We start from the raw sequence: 20,009 nt of genomic DNA, 5'->3' as shown, positions 1-20,009 counted from the left end.
AGCCGTGCGCTTGGAAAGTACCGGCCGTGCCCCGATCAGGCCCAGCCGACACCGCCATGCTAGGCTCGCCATCATCATGGGTACAGCACCAGATGGCGGGATGTTCGATGGATACAGATGACCACAGCGCGATGATCCCTCCCCGCTACCAGCGGCTGTCCGATGAACTGGCCGAGGCCATCCACGGCGGCCGGCTTCCCGTCGGCAGCCGCCTGCCGTCGCTGCGGCAGATGGCATCGCAGCGCCGGCTCAGCCTGAACACGGTGATCGCCGCCTATCGCCAGCTGGAGGATGCCGGGCTGGTGATTCCCCGGCCCAAGGCCGGCTTCGAGGTCGCGCCGCGGCTGTCGGTGCCGGAACGGTCGTTGCGCGATGTGCCCTCCGCGCCCACTGCACCGCTGCAGCAGGTACTGATGGCGCGCGTGCTGGAAGCACAGCGCCGCCCGGGCGTGATCGACCTGGCCTTCGCCGGCCCGCGCGGTCGCCAGTTCTACCCCGGCGCGCAGCTCGCCAGGCACACTGCCCAGGTACTGCGCCACGGCCAGCAGACGGTGGAGACCTACGCGCGCCCGAATGGTTCACCACGGCTGCTGGCGCAGATCGTGCGCCGTGGTCCGCGCATGGGCCTGCACACCCACGCCGAGCGCCTGCTGCTGACCCACGGTGCGATGGAAGCGCTGCAGCTGGCGTTGCGTGCAGTGACCCAACCGGGCGACGCGGTCGGCATCGAAGCGCCGTCCTATTTCAATCTGTACCCGTTGCTGGCCAACCTGGGCCTGCAGGCCATCGAACTGCCCACCCATCCGCAACACGGCCTGGACGTCGACGCGCTGGATGCGATGCTGGAGCACACGCCCTTGGCCGCGCTGGTGGTGATGCCGACCGTGCACAACCCGCTGGGCTGCACCATGCGGACCGCCGACAAGCAGCGCCTGGCCGAGCTGGTCAACGCGCGCCAGCTGCCGTTGATCGAGGATGCGGTGTACGCAGAACTGCAGTTCTGCGAGCCGCCGGCGCCCTTGCTGAAGGCGTTTGATCGCGACGGCTGGGTGATGGTCGTCGGCGGCTTCTCCAAGACGCTGGCACCGGATTACCGCATCGGCTGGCTCGATGGTGGCCGCTTCGCCGAGCGCATCGCGCTGCTGAAGTTCCAGTCCACCGGTGGCGAGCCGCAGCTGCTGGGTGATGCGGTGGCGGCCTATCTGGAAGCCGGCAGCTACGAGCACCATCTGCATCGCATGCGTCGCCTGTATCGCGAACAGGTCGGACGGCTGCGGCAGCTGGTGGCCGAGCACTTCCCGGCCGGCACCCGCGCCACTGAACCGCAGGGTGGATTCCTGCTGTGGCTGGAACTGCCGGGCGTGGATACGCGCGAGCTGTTCGAGCGTGCATTGAACGAGGACATCGTGTTCATGCCCGGCCAGGTGTATTCGCGTGGCGCGCGTTACCGCCATTGCCTGCGGCTGTCGTGCTGCCAGACGCTGGACGCGCACGTCATCGGCGCGGTGGAGCGACTGGGCGCGATTGCGCGGGAGCTGGCGGCGCGCCAGCTCCTGTAGAGCCGAGCCTACGCTCGGCTGCCCTTCGCCAATGGTCCCCCACTGAGCCGAGCATGGGCTCGGCTCTACAGTAGGCAGGTCAATCGAGCAGGTGCGTGCTCAGGATCTGGCCATCCGCCCCCGGAAGATTGGGCAGCCGCCCCCAGCACGGCATCGGCAGGCGCTGCTGCAGCGTGGCCACGTTCTCGTCCTGGCGCTGCATCGCCGGGTCGATGTGGTTGCCGATCCAGCCCAGACAGTCCACGCCGCTGGCCTGCAGTGATTGCGCAGTCAGCCGCGCGTGGTTCACGCAGCCCAGCCGCATGCCCACCACCAGCAGCACCGGCAACTGCAGCGCACGCACCAGATCGAGCTGATCCAGCGTGGCCGAAACCGGCGCCAGCCAACCGCCCACCCCCTCCACCACCACCACATCGGCCTGCGCACGCAGTCGTTCGAACGCAGCCACGATCGGCGCCAGTTCAACCTGCACACCATCCTCGGCAGCAGCCAGCTCCGGTGCCAGCGGCTGCCGCAGCGCGTACGGGTTCAGATCCGCGTAGTCCGGCACCGGCCAGCTGGCCGCCTGCAGCGCCAGCGCGTCTTCATTGCGCAGGCCCTGCCCCAGGTCCTCACTGCCGCTGGCCACCGGCTTCATCCCGACCGCGCGCAGCCCGCGCCGGCGCAGCGCATGCAGCAGGGCGGTACTGGTGGCGGTCTTGCCGATCCCGGTATCGGTGCCGGTGACGAACAGGGCGGGCGGCAGCGTGGCGGGCAACGGCATCGAAGGGCTCCAACAGGGCAACAGTGTGTGCATTATCGCCGGCCCGGCGCGCTTGCTAGACTGCAACCATGTTCGCCAATGCCTCGCTCACCGGCAGCAAGCCGGAACAATACGCCCAGCTGCTGGAACAGGCCCGAGGCCTGGTCTACGGCGAGTCCGACCGCATCGCCAACGCGGCCAACCTCTCTGCACTGGTCTACCACGCCCTGCCCGACCTGAACTGGGTGGGCTTCTACCTGTACGACGGCAAGGAACTGGTGGTCGGCCCGTTCCAGGGCCTGCCGGCCTGCGTACGCATCCCGCTGGACAAGGGCGTGTGCGGCGCCGCCGCCACCCAGCGCGTGACCCAGCGCGTGGAGGACGTCGATGCCTTCCCCGGCCATATCGCCTGCGATTCGGCCTCGCGCTCGGAACTGGTGGTGCCGCTGCTGCGTGGTGATGAACTGATCGGCGTGTTCGACATCGACAGCCCGAAGGTCGGCCGCTTCGACGCCGAGGATCAGGCTGGCCTGGAAGCCATCGCCCGCGTGTTCGTCGAGGCGTTGGGATGAGCGCACCGAAGCTGCGCAACATCGGCCCCAAAAGTGCAGCCTGGCTGCGCCAGGTCGGCCTGCGCAGCCGCGACGACCTGGTCGCGATCGGTGCGGTCGGTGCCTTCGTCAAGGTCAAGCGTGCCGGCTTCAAGCCCAGCCTGAACCTGCTGTACTCGCTGGAAGGTGCATTGCTGGACTGCCACTGGCAGGAGCTGAGCGAGCCGCAGCGCGATGCGCTGGTGCAGGACTATGAAGCGCGTATCGCCGCGCATCCGCTGAAGGCGGCCGGCCCGGCCTCGGGCCCGGTGCATGAGCAGCGCTTCGATGCCGGTGATGACGCTGAAGACAGCGTTGACGAGGGCGCGGACGAGGATTGAGCCGCGCCCCTCTGTAGAGCCGAGCCCAGGCTCGGCTGGCCTTTCTGATAGACGTGCAGCCGAGCATGGCTCGGCTCTACAAGAGCAGATCAGGGCTGCTGCAGCTCCAGCAGCTCGCCTACCAGGCCGGTCTCTCCGCGTTCCAACCGCACCCGCAAACGGGTGCCGTGGTCGATGCGCAATGCCCAGCACAGCGACATCGGCAGGCCGCACACCTGCGACAGCACCATGCGCAGCGGGCCACCGTGGCTGACCACCAGCGTCGGCAGCGGGTCCTCATCATCGAGCAGGCGATCCAGCGCGCGCGCGATGCGTCGCTCGAAGTGGCCCCAGCTTTCACCGTTCGGCGGCGGGAACGCATGCGGATCGGCGTGGAACGCCGCCAGCGCATCTTCCGGCAGGTCGAACAGTGATTGCCCGTCCCAGTCGCCGAAATCCAGCTCTTCCCATTCCTCGTCCGCTTCCACGTCCAACCCGCGCGGGGTGGCCAGTGCCATCGCCGTGTGCAGCGAGCGCAGCCGCGGCGAGCTGATCACGCGCTGCCAGGGCTGCGCGGCGTAGGCCTCGATCAGTTCCTGCGGCAGGCCAGCCAGCTGCGGTGGGTCGCTGCGGCCATCAAGGTATTCATCACGGCCATTGCCGGCATGGCGGACCAGGTCGAGGATCATGCGTGCGTCCCGGACGGGCAACGCAGGTACAGCGGAAAACGGGCGGACATCGGCAACGGCACCACGGGATCGAGCAACCATTCTAAAGGCACGGCCGGAGCAGTCGAGCAGACGCGACGCAACGGGACTGCCTGCGATGCCGTAGACTGCGCCCACTTCCAGGTGACCTGCGGCCACGGCCGGCAGGTTGAAACGGGAAGCCGGTGACGCGTGATTCCACGCCAGGCCGGCGCTGCCCCCGCAACGGTAAGCACGTCAGTTCCAGGCAACACCGCCACTGTGCCACGGGCATGGGAAGGCGCCTGGACGGTGGCCTCGCGCCACCCGGCGGCAAGCCCGGAGACCGGCCCGGAAGCCTCAGGTCGCGATGCGGTGGGCATGGCGCTGGATGACCGCAGCCCATGCTGCGGCATCGGCGCGTGCCTGCCTTCGCGGCTCCTCCCCTTCGCCACGCGGGCGTGCGTGGCACCTGGAGTCCCCCATGAAGCTGCAGTCCCGAATTCTGTCCCTGGCCGTGCTGGCCGCCCTGCCCGCGCTGGCACAGGCCAACGAGGACACCACCGCGCTCGACCAGATCCTGGTCACCGCTACCCGCACCCCGATTGCCCTGCAGGACAGCATCGCGCCGGCACAGGTGATCGATCGCGCACAGATCGAAGCGAGCCAGGCGACCTCGCTGCAGGAGCTGCTGCGTGGCCGCGCCGGCATCAACCTCACCAATGCCGGCGGGCTCGGCAAGCAGAGCTCGCTGTTCCTGCGCGGTACCAATTCCAGCCACACGGTGGTGCTGGTCGATGGCGTGCGCATCAACAGCGCCGACCTCGGCCTGGCCATGTACCAGGACCTGCCACTGGCGCAGATCGAACGCGTGGAAATCGTGCGCGGCCCGCAGTCGAGCCTGTACGGCGCCGACGCCATCGGTGGCGTGATCCAGATCTTCACCCGCCGCAACCAGGGCGATTTCGCCCCGCATTTCCAGCTTGGCGGTGGCAGCAACGGGCTGCGTGAAGCCAGCGGTGGCATTGGCGGTGGTACCGAGCGCGGCTGGTTCGGTGCCGACATCGCCTACCAGCATTCCGATGGCATCGATGCCTGCCGCGGCTCGGCCACGCTGTTCGCCGGCTGTTTCGCCGACGAGCCCGACCGCGACGGCTACCGCAACCTGTCCAAGAGCCTGCGCGGTGGCTATACCTTCAACGACCAGTGGAACGTGGAAGGCAGCGCGCTGCGCGCCGACGGCAGGAACCACTACGACGGCTACTACAACTACTCCGAGACCCGCCAGCAGGTGCTGGCCGGCAAGGTGCGCTACACCCCGTCCGAGCGCCTGGCATTCACCGCAAGCGTCGGCCGCAGTGACAACGAGTCTGACAACTTTGGCGACTTCGGTGCACGTGGCAGCGCACAGACCCACCGCGACAGCGCCTCGCTGCAGGGCGATATCGGCGTGGCCGAAGGCCAGCTGCTGAGCGCAGGCGTGGACTGGAGCGAAGACAACCTGGATGGCAGCAGCGCGGGTTACCTCGTCGACAGCCGCCGCAACACCGGCGTATTCGTGCAGTACCAGGGCCGCTTCGGCCGCCACCAGCTGCAGGCCAGCGCGCGCAACGACGACAACCAGCAGTTCGGCAACCACGCCACCGGCAGCGTTGGCTGGGCGATGGAACTGGGCCACGGCCTGCGCGTCAATGCCAGCTATGGCACCGCGTTCAAGGCACCGACCTTCAGCGACCTGTATGACCCGTGGAGCGGCGTGCCGACGTTGAATCCGGAGAAGTCGAAGAGTGCCAACCTGGGTGTTTCGCAGCAGGGCCAGGGCTGGCATTGGGGCCTGGACGTGTATGAAACCCGCGTCGATGATCTGATCACCTACGATGCGGCGACCTTCAGGATGCAGCAGGTGGAGAAGGCCCGCATCCGCGGCGCCGAACTGACCGGTGGCCTGCTGCTGGCCGGCTTCGACATCAACGCCCAGCTGAGCTACACCGACCCGCGCAACCGCACCGGCGGCAGCACCCAGTTCGACAACTGGCTGCCTCGCCGCGCGCAGCAGACCGCGCGCCTGGACATCGACCGCCGCTTCGGCGACTTCCGCGCAGGCCTGACCGTGCAGGGTGCGGGCAAGCGCTACGACGATGCCGCCAATGCGGTGAAGGTGGGAGGTTACGGCACGCTGGATGTGCGCGGCGAGTACGCGCTGACGCCGTCGTGGTCGCTGCTGGCGCGTGCCGCCAACGTGTTCGACCGCAGATATGAGACGGTGGCGTGGTTCAACCAGCCGGGTCGTGAGTACCAGTTGAGCGTGCGTTACCAGCCGAAGTGAAGGAAGGCGCCGGGCATTGCCCGGCGCGTTTTCCATCGACGCATGGCGTCGATCTACTGTAGAGCCGAGCCCATGCTAGGCTCATGCATTCAAGCAGCCGAGCATGGGCTCGGCTCTACACCGGGATACCGGCGGTCAGTCCCGGCAGTTCACGCAGGTCATCGATCACCGCCACCGCATGCGCGGTGGCCAGGTCCAGGCCGCGCGGATAGCCGTAGCGCACCAGTGCGATCGGCATGCCGGCATCTTCGGCGGCGCGGTAATCGGTCAACGAATCACCCACCATCAGGCAGGACGCCACCGGCAGCCCGAAGTGCGCTGCGATATGGCGCAGTGGCTCACCGCTGGGCTTGCGCTGCGGCAGTGAATCGCCCCCCAGCACCAGCGCGAACGCATCACCGATACCCAGATGCTGCAACAGCGGCGGCACCAGCGCTTCGGGCTTGTTGGTGCAGATGGCCAGCGGAACAGCACGTGCACGCAGCTGCGCGAGTGCTTCGCCCACGCCATCGAACAGGCGCGGGCTACGCAGCAGGCACTCACGGTAGTGCACCATGAACACCGGCATCACCTCGGCCAGGTCCACCTCGCGGCCGGCGGCCTGCACCGCCTGCTCGACCAAGCGACGCACACCGTCACCGATCCAGCCCAGCACGGTGGCCTCCGGCACGCGCGCCAAGCCGATGTCCTCCAGCGTGCGGTTCAGTGCTTCGGCGATATCGGCAGCGCTGTCGACCAGCGTGCCATCGAGGTCGAATACGACCAGCGGATAGGGATACGACAAGGGACGGCGCCTGTAAAACGTGGGGCCGTCCATTGTACGCCGCCCTTTTTCTACTGGATCCGCCTCAGCCGATCCGGCGTGCGCGGGTGGCCAGGAAGGTGGGCAGGTAACGGTCGATCAGGAAGCGCGGCCGCGGCTGCCAGTCTTCCATGAAGCGATCGATGACGAAGCCGGCATCCAGCTGCCCCCCAATCAGTTCGGTCAGGCTGTGGCCGAAGGTCAGCGCGTCACCACGGGCCAGTTTCGCCTCGCGTTCCGCCGATGGCAGATCTTCCAGATCCGAATAGGGAATGGCGTACTGCGGCCGGATCAGGCCCTGTGCATCCAGCTGCGGATCACGCGCGCCGACGAACAGCACCGGGTTGTAGAAACTGGCCATCAGCATCCCGTCGCGCGCCAGCACGCGGCGGCATTCGGTCCACACCGGGCGCACGTCGGGTACGTACAGGTTGGAGATCGGATGGAACACCACGTCGAAGCTGTCGTTGGCGAATACGTGCAGGTCGCGCATGTCGCCCTGCACGGTGCGCAGCTGCAGGCCGTCGCGCGCAGCGACCCTGCGATCCTGTTCCAGCTGCCCGTCGGACAGGTCGAACACGGTGACGTCTGCGCCGGCCGCCGCCAGCACGGGTGCCTGCTGGCCACCGCCCGAGGCCAGGCACAGGATGCGGCGGCCGCGCACATCACCCAGCCAGTCCAGCGGCAGCGCGCGTGGGGTCAGGTGCACCTGCCAACGGCCTTCGCGCGCGGCGGCAATGGTTGAGCTTTCCACCGGGCGCGACCATTCGCGCACTTCGCTGGCCTGGCGGTCCCAGGCAGCACGGTTGTGGTCGATCAAGGCCTGTCCATGGTTCATGTGTTCTCCTTGCCCGGTGGGCGCCAATCCAGATCCTGGAAGGCCGGGCTGGCGAAACACTCGGCCAGGTAGTCCAGGAATCGCCGCATGATAGCGGGCTGCTGGCGCCGTGACGCGTACACGGCATGAATGCCGAGTTCGTCCAGGCTGAATCCGGGCAGCAGTTCGATCAGTTCGCCGGTGCGCAGCAGCGGCGCCACCTGGTAGGTCGGCAGCATGGCGATACCGGCACCGGCCCGCACTGCCTCCAGCAGCAGCGAAGCCTCGTTGGCGCTGATGTTGCCGCCCACCGCCACCGACAGTGAACGGCCATCGCGGTGCAGCTGCCACAGGCTCTTGCCCACGTAGTGATGGGTCAGGCAGTTGTGCGCGGCCAGGTGTTCCGGTGCGGTGGGCGTACCGCGTGCCTGCAGGTAGGACGGCGTCGCGCACAACACCGAGCGACAGGTGGCCAGCCGTCGCGCAATCAGGCTGGGGTCGATCTGGCGGGCGATGCGTACGGCCAGGTCCACGCGCTCTTCCACCAGGTTCACCATGCGGTCGACCAGCAGCAGTTCGATGCGCGCCGCCGGGTGGCGTGCGACGAAACCTGCCACCGCCCGCGCCAGGTGGGCCTGCCCGAACGACACGCTGGCGGTCACCCTCAGCGTGCCGTGCGGCTCGGGATCGTCGCTGGCCAGTTCGCCCTGCAGCGCCTCGCCGATGGCCAGCATCTGCCGGAAGCGCGCCAGCGCCGCCTCGCCGGGGCCGGTCAGGCTGACCCGGCGCGTGGTCCGGTGGAGCAGGCGCGCGCCCAGCCAGCCCTCGACCTCGGCCAGGTAGCGGGAGACCATCGCCCGCGACATGTCCAGCACCTCGGCGGCGGCGGTGAGGCTGCCACGCTCGGCCACCTCGACAAACACGGTCATGGCGGTCAGTCGATCCATCTGCTCGATTCCTGCAACAAACAAGCGCGTTATACGCTGTTTTTCGAGCGACTGCAGCGGCCTAGAGTGGCCCCATTCCCACCCCGCACCGCCCCACGGAGTCCTGCCATGAAGATCGCCCTCGTTGGTTCCACCGGCAACATCGGCCGCCAGATCGCCCGCCACGCGCTGGCCAACGGCCACGAACTCACCGTCATCGTGCGCACCGCGCAGGACCTTCCGGCCGAACTGGCCGGTGCCCATCCGGTGATCGCCTCGCTGGATGACCAGGATGCGCTGGTCGCTGCCATCGCCGGCCACGACGTACTGGCCAGTGCCTACGGCCCGCGCCCGGGCGATGACATCGGCCGCGTCGGCGAGGTAGCCGCGCAGTTGGCCGCCGCCGCGCGCAAGGCCGGTGTACCGCGTCTGGTGGTGGTGGGTGGCGCTGGCAGCCTGGAAGTCGCGCCGGGCGTGCAGCTGGTCGATACCCCCACCTTCCCGGAGGCCTACAAGCCGTACGCGCTGGCCCATCGTGAAGCCTTCAATCGCCTGCAGGCGGTGGACGACCTGGACTGGACGTTCTTCTCGCCGGCCGCCGAAATCGGCCCGGGCGAAGAGCGCGGCCAGTACCGCGTGCAGCCCAAGGCCTTCCTGGCCGACGCCAGCGGCCACAGCCGCATCAGCTACGCCGACTACGGCGCGGCGTTCGTCGCCGAGCTGGAAGCGCACCAGTACCCGAAACAGATCATCACGGCAGCCTATTGATCATGGCGTGCGCCGGGGCTGGCCCGGCGCTACCTACCTGTAGAGCCGAAGGCAACGGCAGGAGCCGTTGCCAACGTCGCTTGCGACGGCCCGTAGGGGGCCGGGCAAGGACGCCCGGCATAGCCCACGCTCGGCTCCCCATCCGACACAAGGAATTCCCCATGCGCACCGCTGCCCTGCTGCTTCCCCTCGCGCTGGCCGCCAGTTTCACCAGTGCTCCGCTGATGGCCGCGTCGGCCACCCCGGCGCCGGCCACGGCAACGAAATCCCAGCTGCACCTGCAGACCTTCCATCCCGGCCCGCAGGCCATGTTCTCGGTGTCCTCGGTACTGATCGAAGGCCGCCACGACGCGATCCTGGTCGATGCGCAGTTCGGCGCCAGCGACGCGCGCAAGCTGGTCGAGCTGATCCGCGCCAGCGGCAAGCAGCTGACCACGATCTACATCAGCTACGGCGATCCGGACTACTACTTCGGCCTGGCCACCCTGCAGGATGCGTTCCCGAAGGCGCGCATCGTCGCCACCGCGCAGACCGTCGCCCACATCCAGCAGACCCAGGCCGGCAAGCTGGCCTACTGGGGCCCGAAGATGGGTGCGGACGTGCCGGCGCGCATCGTGGTGCCGCGGGTGCTGGACGGTGATGCCCTGATGCTGGAAGGCCAGCGCCTGCCGCTGATCGGGCTGGATGGCCCGACCCCGGACCGCACGGTGCTGTGGGTGCCGTCGCTGCGCGCGATCGTCGGCGGTATTCCGGTGGTGGCCGGCGAGCACGTGTGGATGGCCGATACGCAGACGCCGAAGTCACATGCCGACTGGCTGCAGACCCTGCAGCGGTTGCAGGCGCTGAAGCCGAAGGTGGTGGTGCCGGGGCACTACGCACCGGGTGCGGCGCTGGATGCGAGTGCGCTGGCGTTCACGGCGGACTACATCCGCGCGTTCGATGGCGAAGCGGCGAAGGCCAAGGACAGTGCGGCGCTGGTGAAGGCGATGCAGGCGCGTTACCCGAAGCTGGATGGCGTGGCATCGCTGGAGCTGAGTGCGAAGGTGGCCAAGGGCGAGATGCAGTGGCCGTGAGGTAGGGGGTTTTCTTTTGCAGGGCTGCGTCCTGCACCTGCTCAATGCAACGGCAACAGCCGAAGCAACAGCAACGGCTGGCTATCCCTGGGATGGCGGGGTGGGTCCGGTTGCGGGGGACGCCGTGAATCCGTCCATGGAGGCTCGGTCGCGCCATCCATGGCGCTCACGCCCCCGCAACCGGACCCACCCCGCCTTCGACAGTTCTGTGCGATCTGCCTGGGTGGCATGGCCTGCTTTTGGTGGGTGTCGACCCTGGTCGACACATGGGTCAGCTTCGCGGGAAGTCGTTCGTTTCGTGCTCGAACAACTCCCCCTGCACCACCGGCTCTTTCTCACGGAACCCACCCAGCCCGACACCCACCAGGCGATAGCGCGTCTCCGCCGGCAGGTCGACGCGGGCGCGCAGGGCCAGCGCGATGTCGCGCAGTTCCTCCATCGATTCCGGTGGGCGTTCCGGGGTGAAGCTGCGGGTGAGGATGCGGAACTGCGCGGTCTTCAGCTTCAGCACCACGGTGTGGCCGACGCGCTCGGTCTTGCGCGTTGCATTCCAGGTCTTCTCCGCCAGCTGCACGATCGCTTCGCCCAGGTCTTCCAGCAGCAGGTCCTCGGCGAAGGTGTCCTCCGAGGAGATCGACTGCACTTGCTGGTCCGGTTCCACCGGCCGCTCGTCGATGCCACGTGCACGGTTGTACAGGCTGCGGCCGAAACTGCCGAACGCCTCTTCCAGATCGATCAAGGCCCACTGCCGCAGGTCGCCGCAGGTGACGATACCGCGTGCGGCCAGCTTGCCTTCCATCACCTTGCCGACGCCGGGCACCCGGTTCACCGGCAACGGCAGCAGGAACGCGTCCACCCGCTGCGGCGGAATCACGAACTGGCCATCCGGCTTGCGCCAGTCCGAGGCGATCTTGGCCAGGAACTTGTTGGGCGCGATGCCGGCTGAAGCCGTCAGGTTCGTTTCCTCGCGGATCTGCGCGCGGATGGTGCGGGCGATGTCGGTGGCCAGTTCGATGCCGCTCTTCGGTTCGGTCACGTCCAGGTAGGCCTCGTCCAGCGACAATGGCTCGACCAGGTCGGTATGGCGCAGGAAGATCGCGCGCACCTGCTGTGACACCGCCTTGTAACGTGCGAAGTCCGGCGGCACGAAGATCGCATCCGGACACAGGCGTTCGGCACGCACCGCGGGCATCGCCGAACGCACGCCGAACACGCGCGCTTCGTACGAGGCCGCGCACACCACCGAGCGCGCGCCGCGCCATGCCACGACCACCGGCTTGCCGCGCAGTGACGGATCGTCGCGCTGCTCCACCGACGCGTAGAACGCGTCCATGTCAACGTGGATGATCTTGCGCAGTCGGGTCATGTCAGCTGGAAAGGGCGGGGGCGTGCTGAACGGGCCACACGCCGAAGTATGGTCGTTGCACATCAACAGGATGCGCGTATTCCATTGAAAACACTACGGTTGCGTACGGTTGAAATGTTTGATCGGCGCAGTTTCCACGGGCATCCTCGAGCGCTTGTTTCCCTGTTTCCCCGCTTCCAGGATTGTGCTTCATGACCCGTCTCCACGCGTTCAACCGCGAACAGCTGCTGGCCAGCGCACGCGGTGAACTGTTCGGCGCCGCCGCCGGCCGTCTGCCCAACGATCCGATGCTGATGTTCGACCGCATCACCGACATCCGCGAGGACGGCGGACCGCATGGCAAAGGCATGGTACGCGCCGAACTGGATATCCGCCCGGACCTGTGGTTCTTCGGCTGCCACTTCATCGGCGACCCCGTGATGCCCGGCTGCCTGGGCCTGGATGCCATGTGGCAGCTGACCGGCTTCTTCCTGACCTGGCTGGGCGCCCCCGGCAAGGGCCGCGCGCTGGGCTGTGGCGAAGTGAAGTTCACCGGCCAGGTGCTGCCGGACGCCAAGCTGGTGCGCTACGAGATCGACATCAGCCGCGTCATCAACCGCAAGCTGGTGATGGCCCAGTCCGATGCCCGCATGTACGTGGATGACCGCGAAATCTACAGCGCGCGCGACCTGCGCGTCGGCCTGTTCACTGAAACCGGGAGCTTCTGATGCGTCGCGTCGTCATCACCGGCATGGGCATCACGTCCTGCCTCGGCAATGATCTGGATACCGTTTCGGCTGCGCTGCGCGAAGGGCGCTCGGGCATCACCGCCCTGGCCGACCACGCCGAAGCGGGCCTGCGCAGCCAGGTCGGCGGCCGCGTCGACCTCGACCTGGACGCGCTGATCGACCGCAAGCAAAAGCGCTTCATGAGCGATGCGGCGGCCTTCGCCTATCTGGCCATGCGCGATGCCATCGCCGATGCCGGGCTCAGCGCCGAGCAGGTCAGCAGTCTGCGTACCGGCCTGATCGCAGGCTCCGGTGGCGGCTCCAGCGAATGGCAGATCGGCGCGGTCGACCTGCTGCGCGAACGTGGCGTGCGCAAGGTCGGCCCGTACATGGTGCCGCGCACGATGTGCTCGACCGTGTCGGCCTGCCTGGCCACGGCCTACCAGATCAAGGGCGTCAGCTACTCGCTGTCGGCCGCCTGCGCCACCTCGGCGCACTGCATCGGCGCTGCCGCGGACATGATCCGCCATGGCGCGCAGGACATCATGTTCGCCGGTGGCGGCGAAGATCTGCACTGGTCGATGAGCGTGATGTTCGACGCGATGGGCGCGCTGTCGACCAGCTTCAACGAGACCCCGGCCAGCGCCTCGCGTCCGTACGACAAGGACCGCGACGGCTTCGTCATCGCCGGCGGCGGCGGCATGCTGGTGCTGGAGGACTACGACCACGCCGTTGCACGCGGCGCGCACATCCACGCCGAACTGATCGGCTATGGCGTCACCTCCGACGGCGCCGACATGGTCGCCCCGTCCGGCGAAGGTGCGGTGCGCTGCATGAAGATGGCGCTGCAGGGCGTCGATCGTCCGCTGGACTACCTCAACACCCACGGCACCTCCACGCCGCTGGGCGACGTCACCGAGCTCAATGCGATCCGCGAAGTGTTCGGCGATGCGGTACCGCCGCTGTCGTCGACCAAGGCGCTGTCGGGCCATTCGCTGGGTGCGGCCAGCGTGCACGAGGCGATCTACTGCCTGCTGATGATGCGCGACGGCTTCGTCGCCGGTTCGGCCAACATCGGCGAGCTGGACCCGAAGGTGGAGAGCTTCCCGATCCTGCGCGAAAGCCGCGAGCAGCAGCTGGATACGGTGATGTCCAACAGCTTCGGCTTCGGTGGCACCAACGCCGCGCTGGTGTTCGGGCGGGTGTGATGGGGAAGGCGTGCCGACCAACGGTCGGCACCTACCGGTTACCTCGGCAACAACGGCAGCAGCAGCGCGTGCGCGTCCACCAGCGATCCAACGATGCGGTGGCCCAGGGCACGCAACTCTTCATCCGGATGCACCAGGTCCGGCACCTGGATCACGGTCATGCCGGCGGCCAGCGCCGCGCGCGTACCGGCCGGTGAATCTTCCAGCGCCAGGCACCGCTCCGGCGCCTGCCCCAGCCGCTGCGCGGCCAGCAGGTAGATGTCCGGCGCCGGCTTCGGCCGTGCCACGTCGCCACTGGTGATCACCGCATCGAAGTACGGCAGCAGGCCAGCAGCGGCCAGCTTGCGGTTGGCCCGTGGCTGCCGCGTGGTGGTCGCCACCGCGCGCGGAACCGCATGTGCCTTCAGCAGTTCCAGCAGCTCCAGGATGCCCGGCCGCAACGGCAGGCCGGTCTGCGTGCGTGCTTCGTACAGCTCATGGCAACGTGCTGCCACGGCGTCGATCACGCTGTCCTTGATGCCCTGCGCACGCAGCAGCGCGTGCGTATCGCGGTCGCCGAGGCCGACCATGCGCAGGAACACCGCCTCGTCCAGGCGCAGCCCGAATTCGTCGGCAGCCTCGCTCCAACAAGCCAGCGAGACGCGCTCGCTGTCGATCATCAGGCCGTCCATGTCGAAGATGACGGCGTCGGGCAGGAAGGGCAGCGCAGCGATGGTGGTCATGGAGCGAACAGCGTATCCAGGTCGCTTGAGGTGAGCTGCCTCCATTGCCCCTCGTCCAGTCCCTGCAGGTCCAGCCCGCCAACGCGGCTGCGGTGCAGGGCCTGCACATGGTTGCCAGTGGCGGCGAACATGCGGCGTACCTGATGGTAGCGACCTTCGTGCAGCACCAGGCGCGCGCGCCGCGCATCCAGCACTTCCAGTTCAGCCGGCAGCAGGGGCGTCTTCTCGGATTCGAGCATCAGCGTGCCGCTGGCGAACAGCGCCACTTCGTCGCCGCGCAGGTCGTCGCTCAGCTCAACGTCGTAGACCTTGGGCAACTTCGACTTCGGCGAGATGATCCGGTGCAGCAGGCCGCCATCGTCGGTCAGCAGCAGCAGGCCACTGGTCTCGCGGTCGAGGCGTCCAACCGTGGACAGCACCGGATCGCGGTCGCGGAAGCGCGGCGGCAACAGGTCGTAGATCAGGCGGCCGGTGTCCTTGGTCGAGCAGGTGTAGCCGGCCGGCTTGTGCAGCGCGATCGACAACCCGGCCGGTGGGTCCAGCGGCTCGCCGTCAACGCGGATGGCGTCGTGCGCCACCTGGTCATCCGCGTACAGCACTTCGCCGTCGGCGTCGGTGACACGGCCTTCGCGGAACATCCACTGCACCTGCTTGCGGCTGCCATAGCCGAGGTTGGCGATGTGCTTGACCAGTTTCATCGGCCCTTGCCCTTCACTGCTTCCACCAGTTTGAAGCCATCACGCTCGGCGATCACGCGCACCGCGCCAAAGCTCTCGTTGAGCGTGTACTCGTACGGCAGGTGGCGGTTGGCCACCACGTACAGGCGCCCGCCCGGACGCAGTGCCTGCGCGGCCACGGCGATGAAGCGCTGGCCGATGTCCGGGCGGTCGGCGCGCGACGGCGTGTGGAACGGCGGATTGCTGATGATGACGTCGTAGCCCGGCTCGATGCCGGCGGTGACGTCCTGCCAGAGGAAGCGCAGCGGCAGCGGACGCGGCGGCGGCGCCAGATTCAGCTCGGCCAGCGCCAACGCACGTTGCTCGGCCTCGTACAGGTCCAGCGCGGTGATCTTCGGGCAGCGCTCCAGCAGTTCGCGCGACAGGTAACCGTAGCCCGCGCCGAGGTCGGCGGCACGCCCGGCAAGGTCGGCCGGCAGGTGCTCGGCCAGCAGCGCCGAGGCCGGGTCGATGCGGTCCCAGGCGAACACACCGGGGCGGCTGAGGAAGCGGCCACCGACGATGGGCCGAACCGCGTCCAGCGCCGACCAGCGCTTGGCCAGGCCGGCGTCGTGCTGGCCCTGCAGCGGGGCGGTCCAGTACACGCGGCAATGGTTCTTGGTCAGGCTGCCGCCGAGGCCGGCCAGCTGCTTGAGGTCGCCCTCGCCCGAGCGCGCGCCTTCGTTGTTGGACTGGCAGGCGACGATGCGGCCGCCGTCGGCGACCAGGGCCAGCGCGCGGGCGAACAGCGCACGGGCTTCCTCGCGCTGGCGCGGCGGCAGCACCAGCACCAGCGGGTAACGGCCCTTGCCGGCGGCATCGTCCAGCTGGCCACTGACGGTCCAGCCGGCAGCCTGCTGCAGCGGCTGCGCGAACGGGGCAAAGCTCTGCTCGCAATGCACTTCGCGAGTGCCAGCGGCCTCGCGCAACGGCCAACCATCGCGGGCACGCAGGAAGGCCACCGGGCCCTCCGGCCAGCGCAGGGCGCCTTGGGAGAACGGCAGGAACAGGGTCTGCAGGGGGGCGTCGTCGCTGGAGGCCATCGGCGCGGGTACTTCAAGCGTGAGGGCCGTCCATTGTACCGGCTCGGCCGGGCCCGCCCGCCAGGACGCTTTGCGAAACCCGAACGGGGCCTTGATCCGCCAGCAACATTGGAACGTTCAGGGTAGAGGCTCCCCCGGAAACCCAGGAGAACCTGCATGCGAGCCTTGTTCGTCGGTGGCGTGGTCGACAACAGTGAAATGGACCTGGAAGGCAGCCATCCGCCCGTGCACTACCCCGAGGACACCGGCGGCGGCCACTCGCGCTACCGGCTGCACCAGGTCGGCCATGGCGCCGATGGCAGCGTGGCCTATGCGGTGTACGGCGCACCGGACCTGGCCGATGACGAGGTGGCGCGGGTCGCCGAAGAACGCGCCTATGCGCGCCGGTTCGAGGCGACGCCGACGTTGTTCGAGCATTGAGGCACCGGTAGCGCCCGAGCCCACGCTCGGGCGAGGGCGCAGCCGAGCGTGGGCTCGGCTCTGCAACCGATCAGGGCGCCCTGGGTGGCAGGCGGTTGATGCTGGCGATCTCGTCCAGCCACACGTGGTGCTGCTGCACCGGCGTGTCGTAGTCGTCCAGCCGCAGCTGGCCGTTGCTGCCTTCATCGCCGGCGCCGTTGCGGTACTGCTGCACGGTGGGCTTCACCGCCACCGTGCCGAGCAGGCGCCGGCCATCATGCAGGGTCAGTTCCACCTGCGTTTCGCCTTCCAGCTGCGGCAGCAGGGCTTCCAGGCGCGCGATCTGCGCCGGGTCGGTATGGATACGGGGAGCGGTACGGGACATCGGCGACCTCCTGCGTGCAGGGTCGCCGATCGGCCGTGAATGCTCAGTGCAGTGCGCTGTCCGCGCGCGGCACCTGCACCTTGCGCACGGCAGCTACCAGCTGCGCAACCGAGTACGGCTTGGCGACGTGCTCCTGGAAGCCCGAGGCCAGCGCCCGGCGACGATCATCGGCACGCGCCAGTGCGGTCACCGCCACCGCGGGCAGTGTTGCCGCATTCACGCCCATGTCTTCGCGCAGCGTGCGCACCAGCCCGTAACCGTCCATGCCCGGCATGCCGATATCGGTCAGCATCACGTGGTACTGCAGGTGCCCGGTATCGGCCAGCAGCGCCAGCGCCTCGCCGGCCGAACTGGCCGCCGATACGCTGGCGCCCTGCTCTTCCAGCATGCGCCGCAGGTATTCCAGCACTTCCGGCTGGTCTTCCACCGCCAGCACGTGCACGCCCCGCAGCGGATACGGCTCGACGATCACCGGCTCCAGGATCGGCCCGCTGATCACTTCGCGCAGCGGCCGGCGCTCGGCATCCGGCAGGTGCTGCGGCAGGCGCACGGTGAAGGTGGCACCGTGGCCATGCCCTTCGCTGGCGGCCGTGACCGTGCCGCCATGCAGTTCAACCAGCTGCTGCACGATGGCCAACCCCAGGCCGAGGCCACCATGGCGCCGCGTGGTGGTGCCATCGGCCTGGCGGAAACGGCTGAACAGGTGGTTGAGGAACTCCGGTGCGATGCCGTCGCCGGTATCGCGCACGGTGATCATCCAGTGGCTGTCGTCGGCCTGCAGCTGTACGTCGATGCGGCCTTCGGCCGGGGTGAACTTGATTGCATTCGACAGCAGGTTCCAGAACACCTGCTGCAGGCGGGTGGCATCGCCGAGCACGAGGCTCGGCTGCTCGGGCAGCTGCAGGTGCACGTCCAGCGCCTTGCCCTCGGCCACCGGTTCCTGCGCGCCGATGGCCTCGCCAAGCAGCGTGCGCAGGTCCAGCACTTCCACTTCCAGCTGCACCTTGCCCAGCAGCATGCTGCTGAGATCAAGCATGTCCGAGATCAGCCGCTTCTGTGCGCCGGCGCTGTTGGCGATCACGTTCAGGCCCTTGAACAGCGGGCTGGTGTTGTCCACGCGCTGCAGCAGAAGTTCGCTCCAACCAAGGATGGTGGTCAGCGGCGTGCGCAGCTCGTGCGACAGGGTGGCGAGGAACTCGTCCTTCAACCGCGCCATGTTCTCGGCGGCACTGCGCGCGGCGCGCTCGGACTGCAGCAGTTCCTCGCGTGCCAGTTCGATCTCGCGGCGTTCGGTCACGTCCGGGCTGCTGCCGGCCAGGCCGATGAAGCGGCCCATGCGCGAGAAGCGCGGGCGCGCGTTCATTTCCAGCCAGCGCCATTGGCCATCGGCACGGCGCGCACGCACCAGCGCATGCATCGATCGCTGTGCCTTCAGCGCTTCCTGCAGTTCGTACTCGAACACCGACGCATCATCCGGGTGCACCAGCCCACGCCAGACATCTTCCGGCACGCGCGTTTCATCGCCACCGAAGAACTCGCTGAAGGCGCTGTTGACGAAACGGGCGTGGCCGCGCTCGTCGAGCACCCATACCGGCATCGGCAGGCCATCGGCCAGCGCGCTGAAGCGGGCTTCGCTTTCGCCCAGGTCCACCTCCATCTGCTTGCGTGCGGTGATGTCGAAGAACAGGATGCCGACCTTGTCCTCTCCCGGCCGTCCCACGCGCACCGCGTCGACCGCGAAGGAGCGACCCAGCGCCCGTGCCTCCATCTCGAACTGTGCCGGCCGGCCGCTGCGCGCGACCTCGCCGTAGATGCGGAACCAGTCCTGCTCGTGGTTCGGCTCCAGCGCCGTCATGCGCTGGCCAAGGGCATCCTTCAGGCCCGTATGGCGCTCGAACGCGTCGTTGACCTCGATGAAGCGGTAGTCGATCGCGCGGTCACCCTCGAACAGCACCTGGATCACGCAGAAACCGGCGTTGATGCGCTCAAGCACGCCATGATGCAGGTCGGGTTCGGGCGCCGGCACCATCATCGGTGGGCGCTCCACTAAGGGCGGCAGTGTGGACAAGGGCGTCTGGACGGGCCGGATTGGAGGCACAGCATCTTCCAAAGGACGTATTCACAGCGTCAAGCGCCGTCAGTCATGGTTGACGACGATGAATTGGCGGCAACCGCTCTTGTGCGTGACGCATTCGGCCATTGCCGTTGCCCGGGAGCAGGCTCACACTCGATGTGTGATCAACATCGTCCCCCTCAGGGATGCAGGAGACCGTCATGAACCGCTCACTTGCTTCCGCCCTGCTGCTGGCCGGCGCCCTCGTGGCAGGCAGCGCCCAGGCTGCGCCCCGCGCGGTGACCGATCCAGCAGCCCCCCGCGCACTGCAGGCCGATGGCCCGGTGAGCGTGAAGTGGGACGATCCGGCCAGGTTCACCGAGATCCGCCAGAGCAGCAACCGCTTCGAGGCCGAACGCGGCGACTGGGTACAGCAGCTGGCGCGCTATGTGCAGACCACCGCCGCCAAGCCGCTGCAACCGGGCCAGACCCTGGATGTGACGCTGGTCGACATCAAGCGCGCCGGTGACTACGAGCCGTGGCACGGCCCGCGCGGGCGCGATATCCGGATCATGCGCGACATCTACCCGCCGCGGATCACCCTGCAGTACACGTTGAAGGACGCCAGCGGCCGCATCGTCAGCGAAGGTGACGCGCGCTTGAGCGATACCGGCTACCTGCACAACCTGGGCCTGAAGAGCGACAGCGACCCGCTGCGCTACGAGAAGCGCCTGATCGATGACTGGGTGAAGCGCCAGCTGGCCAGCCAGGCCACCGCCGCGCGGTAAGGCCGGGCAACGC

At 68.1% G+C, this 20,009-nt stretch carries 21 protein-coding genes and 1 riboswitch; of the genes, 10 read left to right on the top strand and 11 right to left on the bottom strand.

Annotated elements, in window-relative coordinates; translation table 11 throughout:
• Window positions 1-107 precede the first annotated feature (107 nt).
• Entirely contained in the window at window positions 108-1,559 is a 1,452-nt protein-coding gene (locus AC5P8Z_RS15895; RefSeq protein ID WP_495229482.1) for an aminotransferase-like domain-containing protein, read from the top strand.
• A 79-nt stretch (window positions 1,560-1,638) separates the two neighbouring features.
• Here the strand turns inward: AC5P8Z_RS15895 and bioD are convergent, their stop codons facing one another.
• Window positions 1,639-2,322 carry a dethiobiotin synthase gene (gene bioD, locus AC5P8Z_RS15890; protein WP_286070841.1) on the bottom strand — a complete coding sequence of 228 codons (684 nt, stop codon included), beginning with the start codon at window positions 2,320-2,322 and terminating at the stop codon, window positions 1,639-1,641.
• 68 nt (window positions 2,323-2,390) lie between these two features.
• Between bioD and AC5P8Z_RS15885 the strand changes: the two genes are divergently transcribed.
• Both AC5P8Z_RS15885 and AC5P8Z_RS15880 read left to right on the top strand, forming a co-directional pair.
• Window positions 2,391-2,873: a GAF domain-containing protein gene (locus AC5P8Z_RS15885; RefSeq protein ID WP_286070840.1), complete on the top strand. Its 483-nt coding sequence runs from the start codon at window positions 2,391-2,393 to the stop codon at window positions 2,871-2,873.
• Window positions 2,870-3,232, top strand: coding sequence for a TfoX/Sxy family protein (locus AC5P8Z_RS15880; RefSeq protein WP_286070839.1), 363 nt, complete (start codon window positions 2,870-2,872; stop codon window positions 3,230-3,232). Before AC5P8Z_RS15885 ends, AC5P8Z_RS15880 begins: the two co-directional genes overlap by 4 nt.
• An 89-nt stretch (window positions 3,233-3,321) precedes the next feature.
• Here AC5P8Z_RS15880 and AC5P8Z_RS15875 read toward each other — a convergent pair whose 3' ends face one another.
• The gene (locus AC5P8Z_RS15875; RefSeq protein ID WP_495229481.1) at window positions 3,322-3,900 is read right to left on the bottom strand and encodes a histidine phosphatase family protein; all 579 of its coding nucleotides are present in this window, start codon (window positions 3,898-3,900) and stop codon (window positions 3,322-3,324) included.
• Between the two features lie 143 nt (window positions 3,901-4,043).
• Window positions 4,044-4,266: riboswitch (cobalamin riboswitch) on the top strand.
• A 115-nt stretch (window positions 4,267-4,381) separates the two neighbouring features.
• Between AC5P8Z_RS15875 and btuB the strand changes: the two genes are divergently transcribed.
• Complete coding sequence (btuB, locus tag AC5P8Z_RS15870) at window positions 4,382-6,223, top strand: TonB-dependent vitamin B12 receptor (protein WP_495229480.1); 1,842 nt, start codon at window positions 4,382-4,384, stop codon at window positions 6,221-6,223.
• A gap of 115 nt (window positions 6,224-6,338) precedes the next feature.
• Here btuB and gph read toward each other — a convergent pair whose 3' ends face one another.
• The 3 genes from gph to AC5P8Z_RS15855 all read right to left on the bottom strand — a co-directional run bounded on the left by gph (window position 6,339) and on the right by AC5P8Z_RS15855 (window position 8,789).
• Window positions 6,339-7,007 carry a phosphoglycolate phosphatase gene (gene gph, locus AC5P8Z_RS15865; RefSeq protein ID WP_495229479.1) on the bottom strand — a complete coding sequence of 223 codons (669 nt, stop codon included), beginning with the start codon at window positions 7,005-7,007 and terminating at the stop codon, window positions 6,339-6,341.
• Window positions 7,008-7,071: 64 nt separating this feature from the next.
• Window positions 7,072-7,863 carry a class I SAM-dependent methyltransferase gene (locus AC5P8Z_RS15860; protein ID WP_286070835.1) on the bottom strand — a complete coding sequence of 264 codons (792 nt, stop codon included), beginning with the start codon at window positions 7,861-7,863 and terminating at the stop codon, window positions 7,072-7,074.
• Window positions 7,860-8,789: a LysR family transcriptional regulator gene (locus tag AC5P8Z_RS15855; RefSeq protein ID WP_286070834.1), complete on the bottom strand. Its 930-nt coding sequence runs from the start codon at window positions 8,787-8,789 to the stop codon at window positions 7,860-7,862. The genes AC5P8Z_RS15860 and AC5P8Z_RS15855 overlap by 4 nt, the downstream gene beginning before the upstream one ends.
• A gap of 108 nt (window positions 8,790-8,897) precedes the next feature.
• Between AC5P8Z_RS15855 and AC5P8Z_RS15850 the strand changes: the two genes are divergently transcribed.
• Together AC5P8Z_RS15850 and AC5P8Z_RS15845 are read left to right on the top strand one after the other, a co-directional pair.
• Window positions 8,898-9,536 (top strand): NAD(P)-dependent oxidoreductase, encoded by a 639-nt coding sequence (locus AC5P8Z_RS15850; protein ID WP_286070833.1) that lies wholly within the window; start codon window positions 8,898-8,900, stop codon window positions 9,534-9,536.
• 161 nt (window positions 9,537-9,697) lie between these two features.
• Complete coding sequence (locus tag AC5P8Z_RS15845; protein ID WP_495229478.1) at window positions 9,698-10,609, top strand: MBL fold metallo-hydrolase; 912 nt, start codon at window positions 9,698-9,700, stop codon at window positions 10,607-10,609.
• Window positions 10,610-10,880: 271 nt separating this feature from the next.
• Here the strand turns inward: AC5P8Z_RS15845 and dinB are convergent, their stop codons facing one another.
• Window positions 10,881-11,975 (bottom strand): DNA polymerase IV, encoded by a 1,095-nt coding sequence (gene dinB, locus AC5P8Z_RS15840; protein WP_495229477.1) that lies wholly within the window; start codon window positions 11,973-11,975, stop codon window positions 10,881-10,883.
• Between the two features lie 191 nt (window positions 11,976-12,166).
• On the opposite strand from dinB, the gene fabA reads away from it, so the two are divergent.
• Both fabA and fabB read left to right on the top strand, forming a co-directional pair.
• Window positions 12,167-12,682, top strand: a complete 516-nt coding sequence (gene fabA / locus AC5P8Z_RS15835) for a 3-hydroxyacyl-[acyl-carrier-protein] dehydratase FabA (protein WP_010484110.1) — start codon at window positions 12,167-12,169, stop codon at window positions 12,680-12,682.
• The gene (fabB, locus tag AC5P8Z_RS15830; protein ID WP_286070830.1) at window positions 12,682-13,890 is read left to right on the top strand and encodes a beta-ketoacyl-ACP synthase I; all 1,209 of its coding nucleotides are present in this window, start codon (window positions 12,682-12,684) and stop codon (window positions 13,888-13,890) included. The genes fabA and fabB overlap by 1 nt, the downstream gene beginning before the upstream one ends.
• A 38-nt stretch (window positions 13,891-13,928) precedes the next feature.
• Here the strand turns inward: fabB and AC5P8Z_RS15825 are convergent, their stop codons facing one another.
• From AC5P8Z_RS15825 to AC5P8Z_RS15815, 3 genes are read right to left on the bottom strand one after another with little or no spacing between them, the layout of a single operon-like run.
• Complete coding sequence (locus AC5P8Z_RS15825; protein ID WP_295568319.1) at window positions 13,929-14,612, bottom strand: HAD family hydrolase; 684 nt, start codon at window positions 14,610-14,612, stop codon at window positions 13,929-13,931.
• Entirely contained in the window at window positions 14,609-15,310 is a 702-nt protein-coding gene (locus tag AC5P8Z_RS15820; protein WP_286070828.1) for a pseudouridine synthase, read from the bottom strand. Before AC5P8Z_RS15820 ends, AC5P8Z_RS15825 begins: the two co-directional genes overlap by 4 nt.
• A complete protein-coding gene (locus AC5P8Z_RS15815) occupies window positions 15,307-16,371 on the bottom strand; it encodes a class I SAM-dependent methyltransferase (RefSeq protein WP_495229476.1) in 1,065 nt (354 codons plus the stop codon). The genes AC5P8Z_RS15820 and AC5P8Z_RS15815 overlap by 4 nt, the downstream gene beginning before the upstream one ends.
• A 156-nt stretch (window positions 16,372-16,527) precedes the next feature.
• On the opposite strand from AC5P8Z_RS15815, the gene AC5P8Z_RS15810 reads away from it, so the two are divergent.
• The gene (locus tag AC5P8Z_RS15810; RefSeq protein ID WP_005407925.1) at window positions 16,528-16,791 is read left to right on the top strand and encodes a hypothetical protein; all 264 of its coding nucleotides are present in this window, start codon (window positions 16,528-16,530) and stop codon (window positions 16,789-16,791) included.
• 70 nt (window positions 16,792-16,861) lie between these two features.
• Here AC5P8Z_RS15810 and AC5P8Z_RS15805 read toward each other — a convergent pair whose 3' ends face one another.
• The gene (locus tag AC5P8Z_RS15805; protein WP_286070826.1) at window positions 16,862-17,155 is read right to left on the bottom strand and encodes a DUF3247 family protein; all 294 of its coding nucleotides are present in this window, start codon (window positions 17,153-17,155) and stop codon (window positions 16,862-16,864) included.
• A 43-nt stretch (window positions 17,156-17,198) separates the two neighbouring features.
• Window positions 17,199-19,187 carry a hybrid sensor histidine kinase/response regulator gene (locus AC5P8Z_RS15800; RefSeq protein WP_495229475.1) on the bottom strand — a complete coding sequence of 663 codons (1,989 nt, stop codon included), beginning with the start codon at window positions 19,185-19,187 and terminating at the stop codon, window positions 17,199-17,201.
• Between the two features lie 242 nt (window positions 19,188-19,429).
• Between AC5P8Z_RS15800 and AC5P8Z_RS15795 the strand changes: the two genes are divergently transcribed.
• Complete coding sequence (locus AC5P8Z_RS15795; protein ID WP_495229474.1) at window positions 19,430-19,996, top strand: DUF3016 domain-containing protein; 567 nt, start codon at window positions 19,430-19,432, stop codon at window positions 19,994-19,996.
• Window positions 19,997-20,009: the final 13 nt, after the last annotated feature.

This window comes from Stenotrophomonas sp. YJH_SMC_17 (assembly GCF_059371655.1).
The sequence above is the reverse complement of the archived record's forward strand: the minus strand, read 5'-3'. Positions and strand labels throughout refer to the sequence as shown.

What these genes read in the sequence shown, in the direction of transcription:
- AC5P8Z_RS15895 (WP_495229482.1), top strand. Translation starts at nt 108, where the DNA reads ATGGATACAGATGACCACAGCGCGATGATCCCTCCCCGCTACCAGCGG.
- bioD (WP_286070841.1), bottom strand. Translation starts at nt 2,322, where the DNA reads ATGCCGTTGCCCGCCACGCTGCCGCCCGCCCTGTTCGTCACCGGCACC.
- AC5P8Z_RS15885 (WP_286070840.1), top strand. Translation starts at nt 2,391, where the DNA reads ATGTTCGCCAATGCCTCGCTCACCGGCAGCAAGCCGGAACAATACGCC.
- AC5P8Z_RS15880 (WP_286070839.1), top strand. Translation starts at nt 2,870, where the DNA reads ATGAGCGCACCGAAGCTGCGCAACATCGGCCCCAAAAGTGCAGCCTGG.
- AC5P8Z_RS15875 (WP_495229481.1), bottom strand. Translation starts at nt 3,900, where the DNA reads ATGATCCTCGACCTGGTCCGCCATGCCGGCAATGGCCGTGATGAATAC.
- btuB (WP_495229480.1), top strand. Translation starts at nt 4,382, where the DNA reads ATGAAGCTGCAGTCCCGAATTCTGTCCCTGGCCGTGCTGGCCGCCCTG.
- AC5P8Z_RS15860 (WP_286070835.1), bottom strand. Translation starts at nt 7,863, where the DNA reads ATGAACCATGGACAGGCCTTGATCGACCACAACCGTGCTGCCTGGGAC.
- AC5P8Z_RS15855 (WP_286070834.1), bottom strand. Translation starts at nt 8,789, where the DNA reads ATGGATCGACTGACCGCCATGACCGTGTTTGTCGAGGTGGCCGAGCGT.
- AC5P8Z_RS15850 (WP_286070833.1), top strand. Translation starts at nt 8,898, where the DNA reads ATGAAGATCGCCCTCGTTGGTTCCACCGGCAACATCGGCCGCCAGATC.
- AC5P8Z_RS15845 (WP_495229478.1), top strand. Translation starts at nt 9,698, where the DNA reads ATGCGCACCGCTGCCCTGCTGCTTCCCCTCGCGCTGGCCGCCAGTTTC.
- dinB (WP_495229477.1), bottom strand. Translation starts at nt 11,975, where the DNA reads ATGACCCGACTGCGCAAGATCATCCACGTTGACATGGACGCGTTCTAC.
- fabA (WP_010484110.1), top strand. Translation starts at nt 12,167, where the DNA reads ATGACCCGTCTCCACGCGTTCAACCGCGAACAGCTGCTGGCCAGCGCA.
- fabB (WP_286070830.1), top strand. Translation starts at nt 12,682, where the DNA reads ATGCGTCGCGTCGTCATCACCGGCATGGGCATCACGTCCTGCCTCGGC.
- AC5P8Z_RS15825 (WP_295568319.1), bottom strand. Translation starts at nt 14,612, where the DNA reads ATGACCACCATCGCTGCGCTGCCCTTCCTGCCCGACGCCGTCATCTTC.
- AC5P8Z_RS15820 (WP_286070828.1), bottom strand. Translation starts at nt 15,310, where the DNA reads ATGAAACTGGTCAAGCACATCGCCAACCTCGGCTATGGCAGCCGCAAG.
- AC5P8Z_RS15815 (WP_495229476.1), bottom strand. Translation starts at nt 16,371, where the DNA reads ATGGCCTCCAGCGACGACGCCCCCCTGCAGACCCTGTTCCTGCCGTTC.
- AC5P8Z_RS15810 (WP_005407925.1), top strand. Translation starts at nt 16,528, where the DNA reads ATGCGAGCCTTGTTCGTCGGTGGCGTGGTCGACAACAGTGAAATGGAC.
- AC5P8Z_RS15805 (WP_286070826.1), bottom strand. Translation starts at nt 17,155, where the DNA reads ATGTCCCGTACCGCTCCCCGTATCCATACCGACCCGGCGCAGATCGCG.
- AC5P8Z_RS15800 (WP_495229475.1), bottom strand. Translation starts at nt 19,187, where the DNA reads ATGATGGTGCCGGCGCCCGAACCCGACCTGCATCATGGCGTGCTTGAG.
- AC5P8Z_RS15795 (WP_495229474.1), top strand. Translation starts at nt 19,430, where the DNA reads ATGAACCGCTCACTTGCTTCCGCCCTGCTGCTGGCCGGCGCCCTCGTG.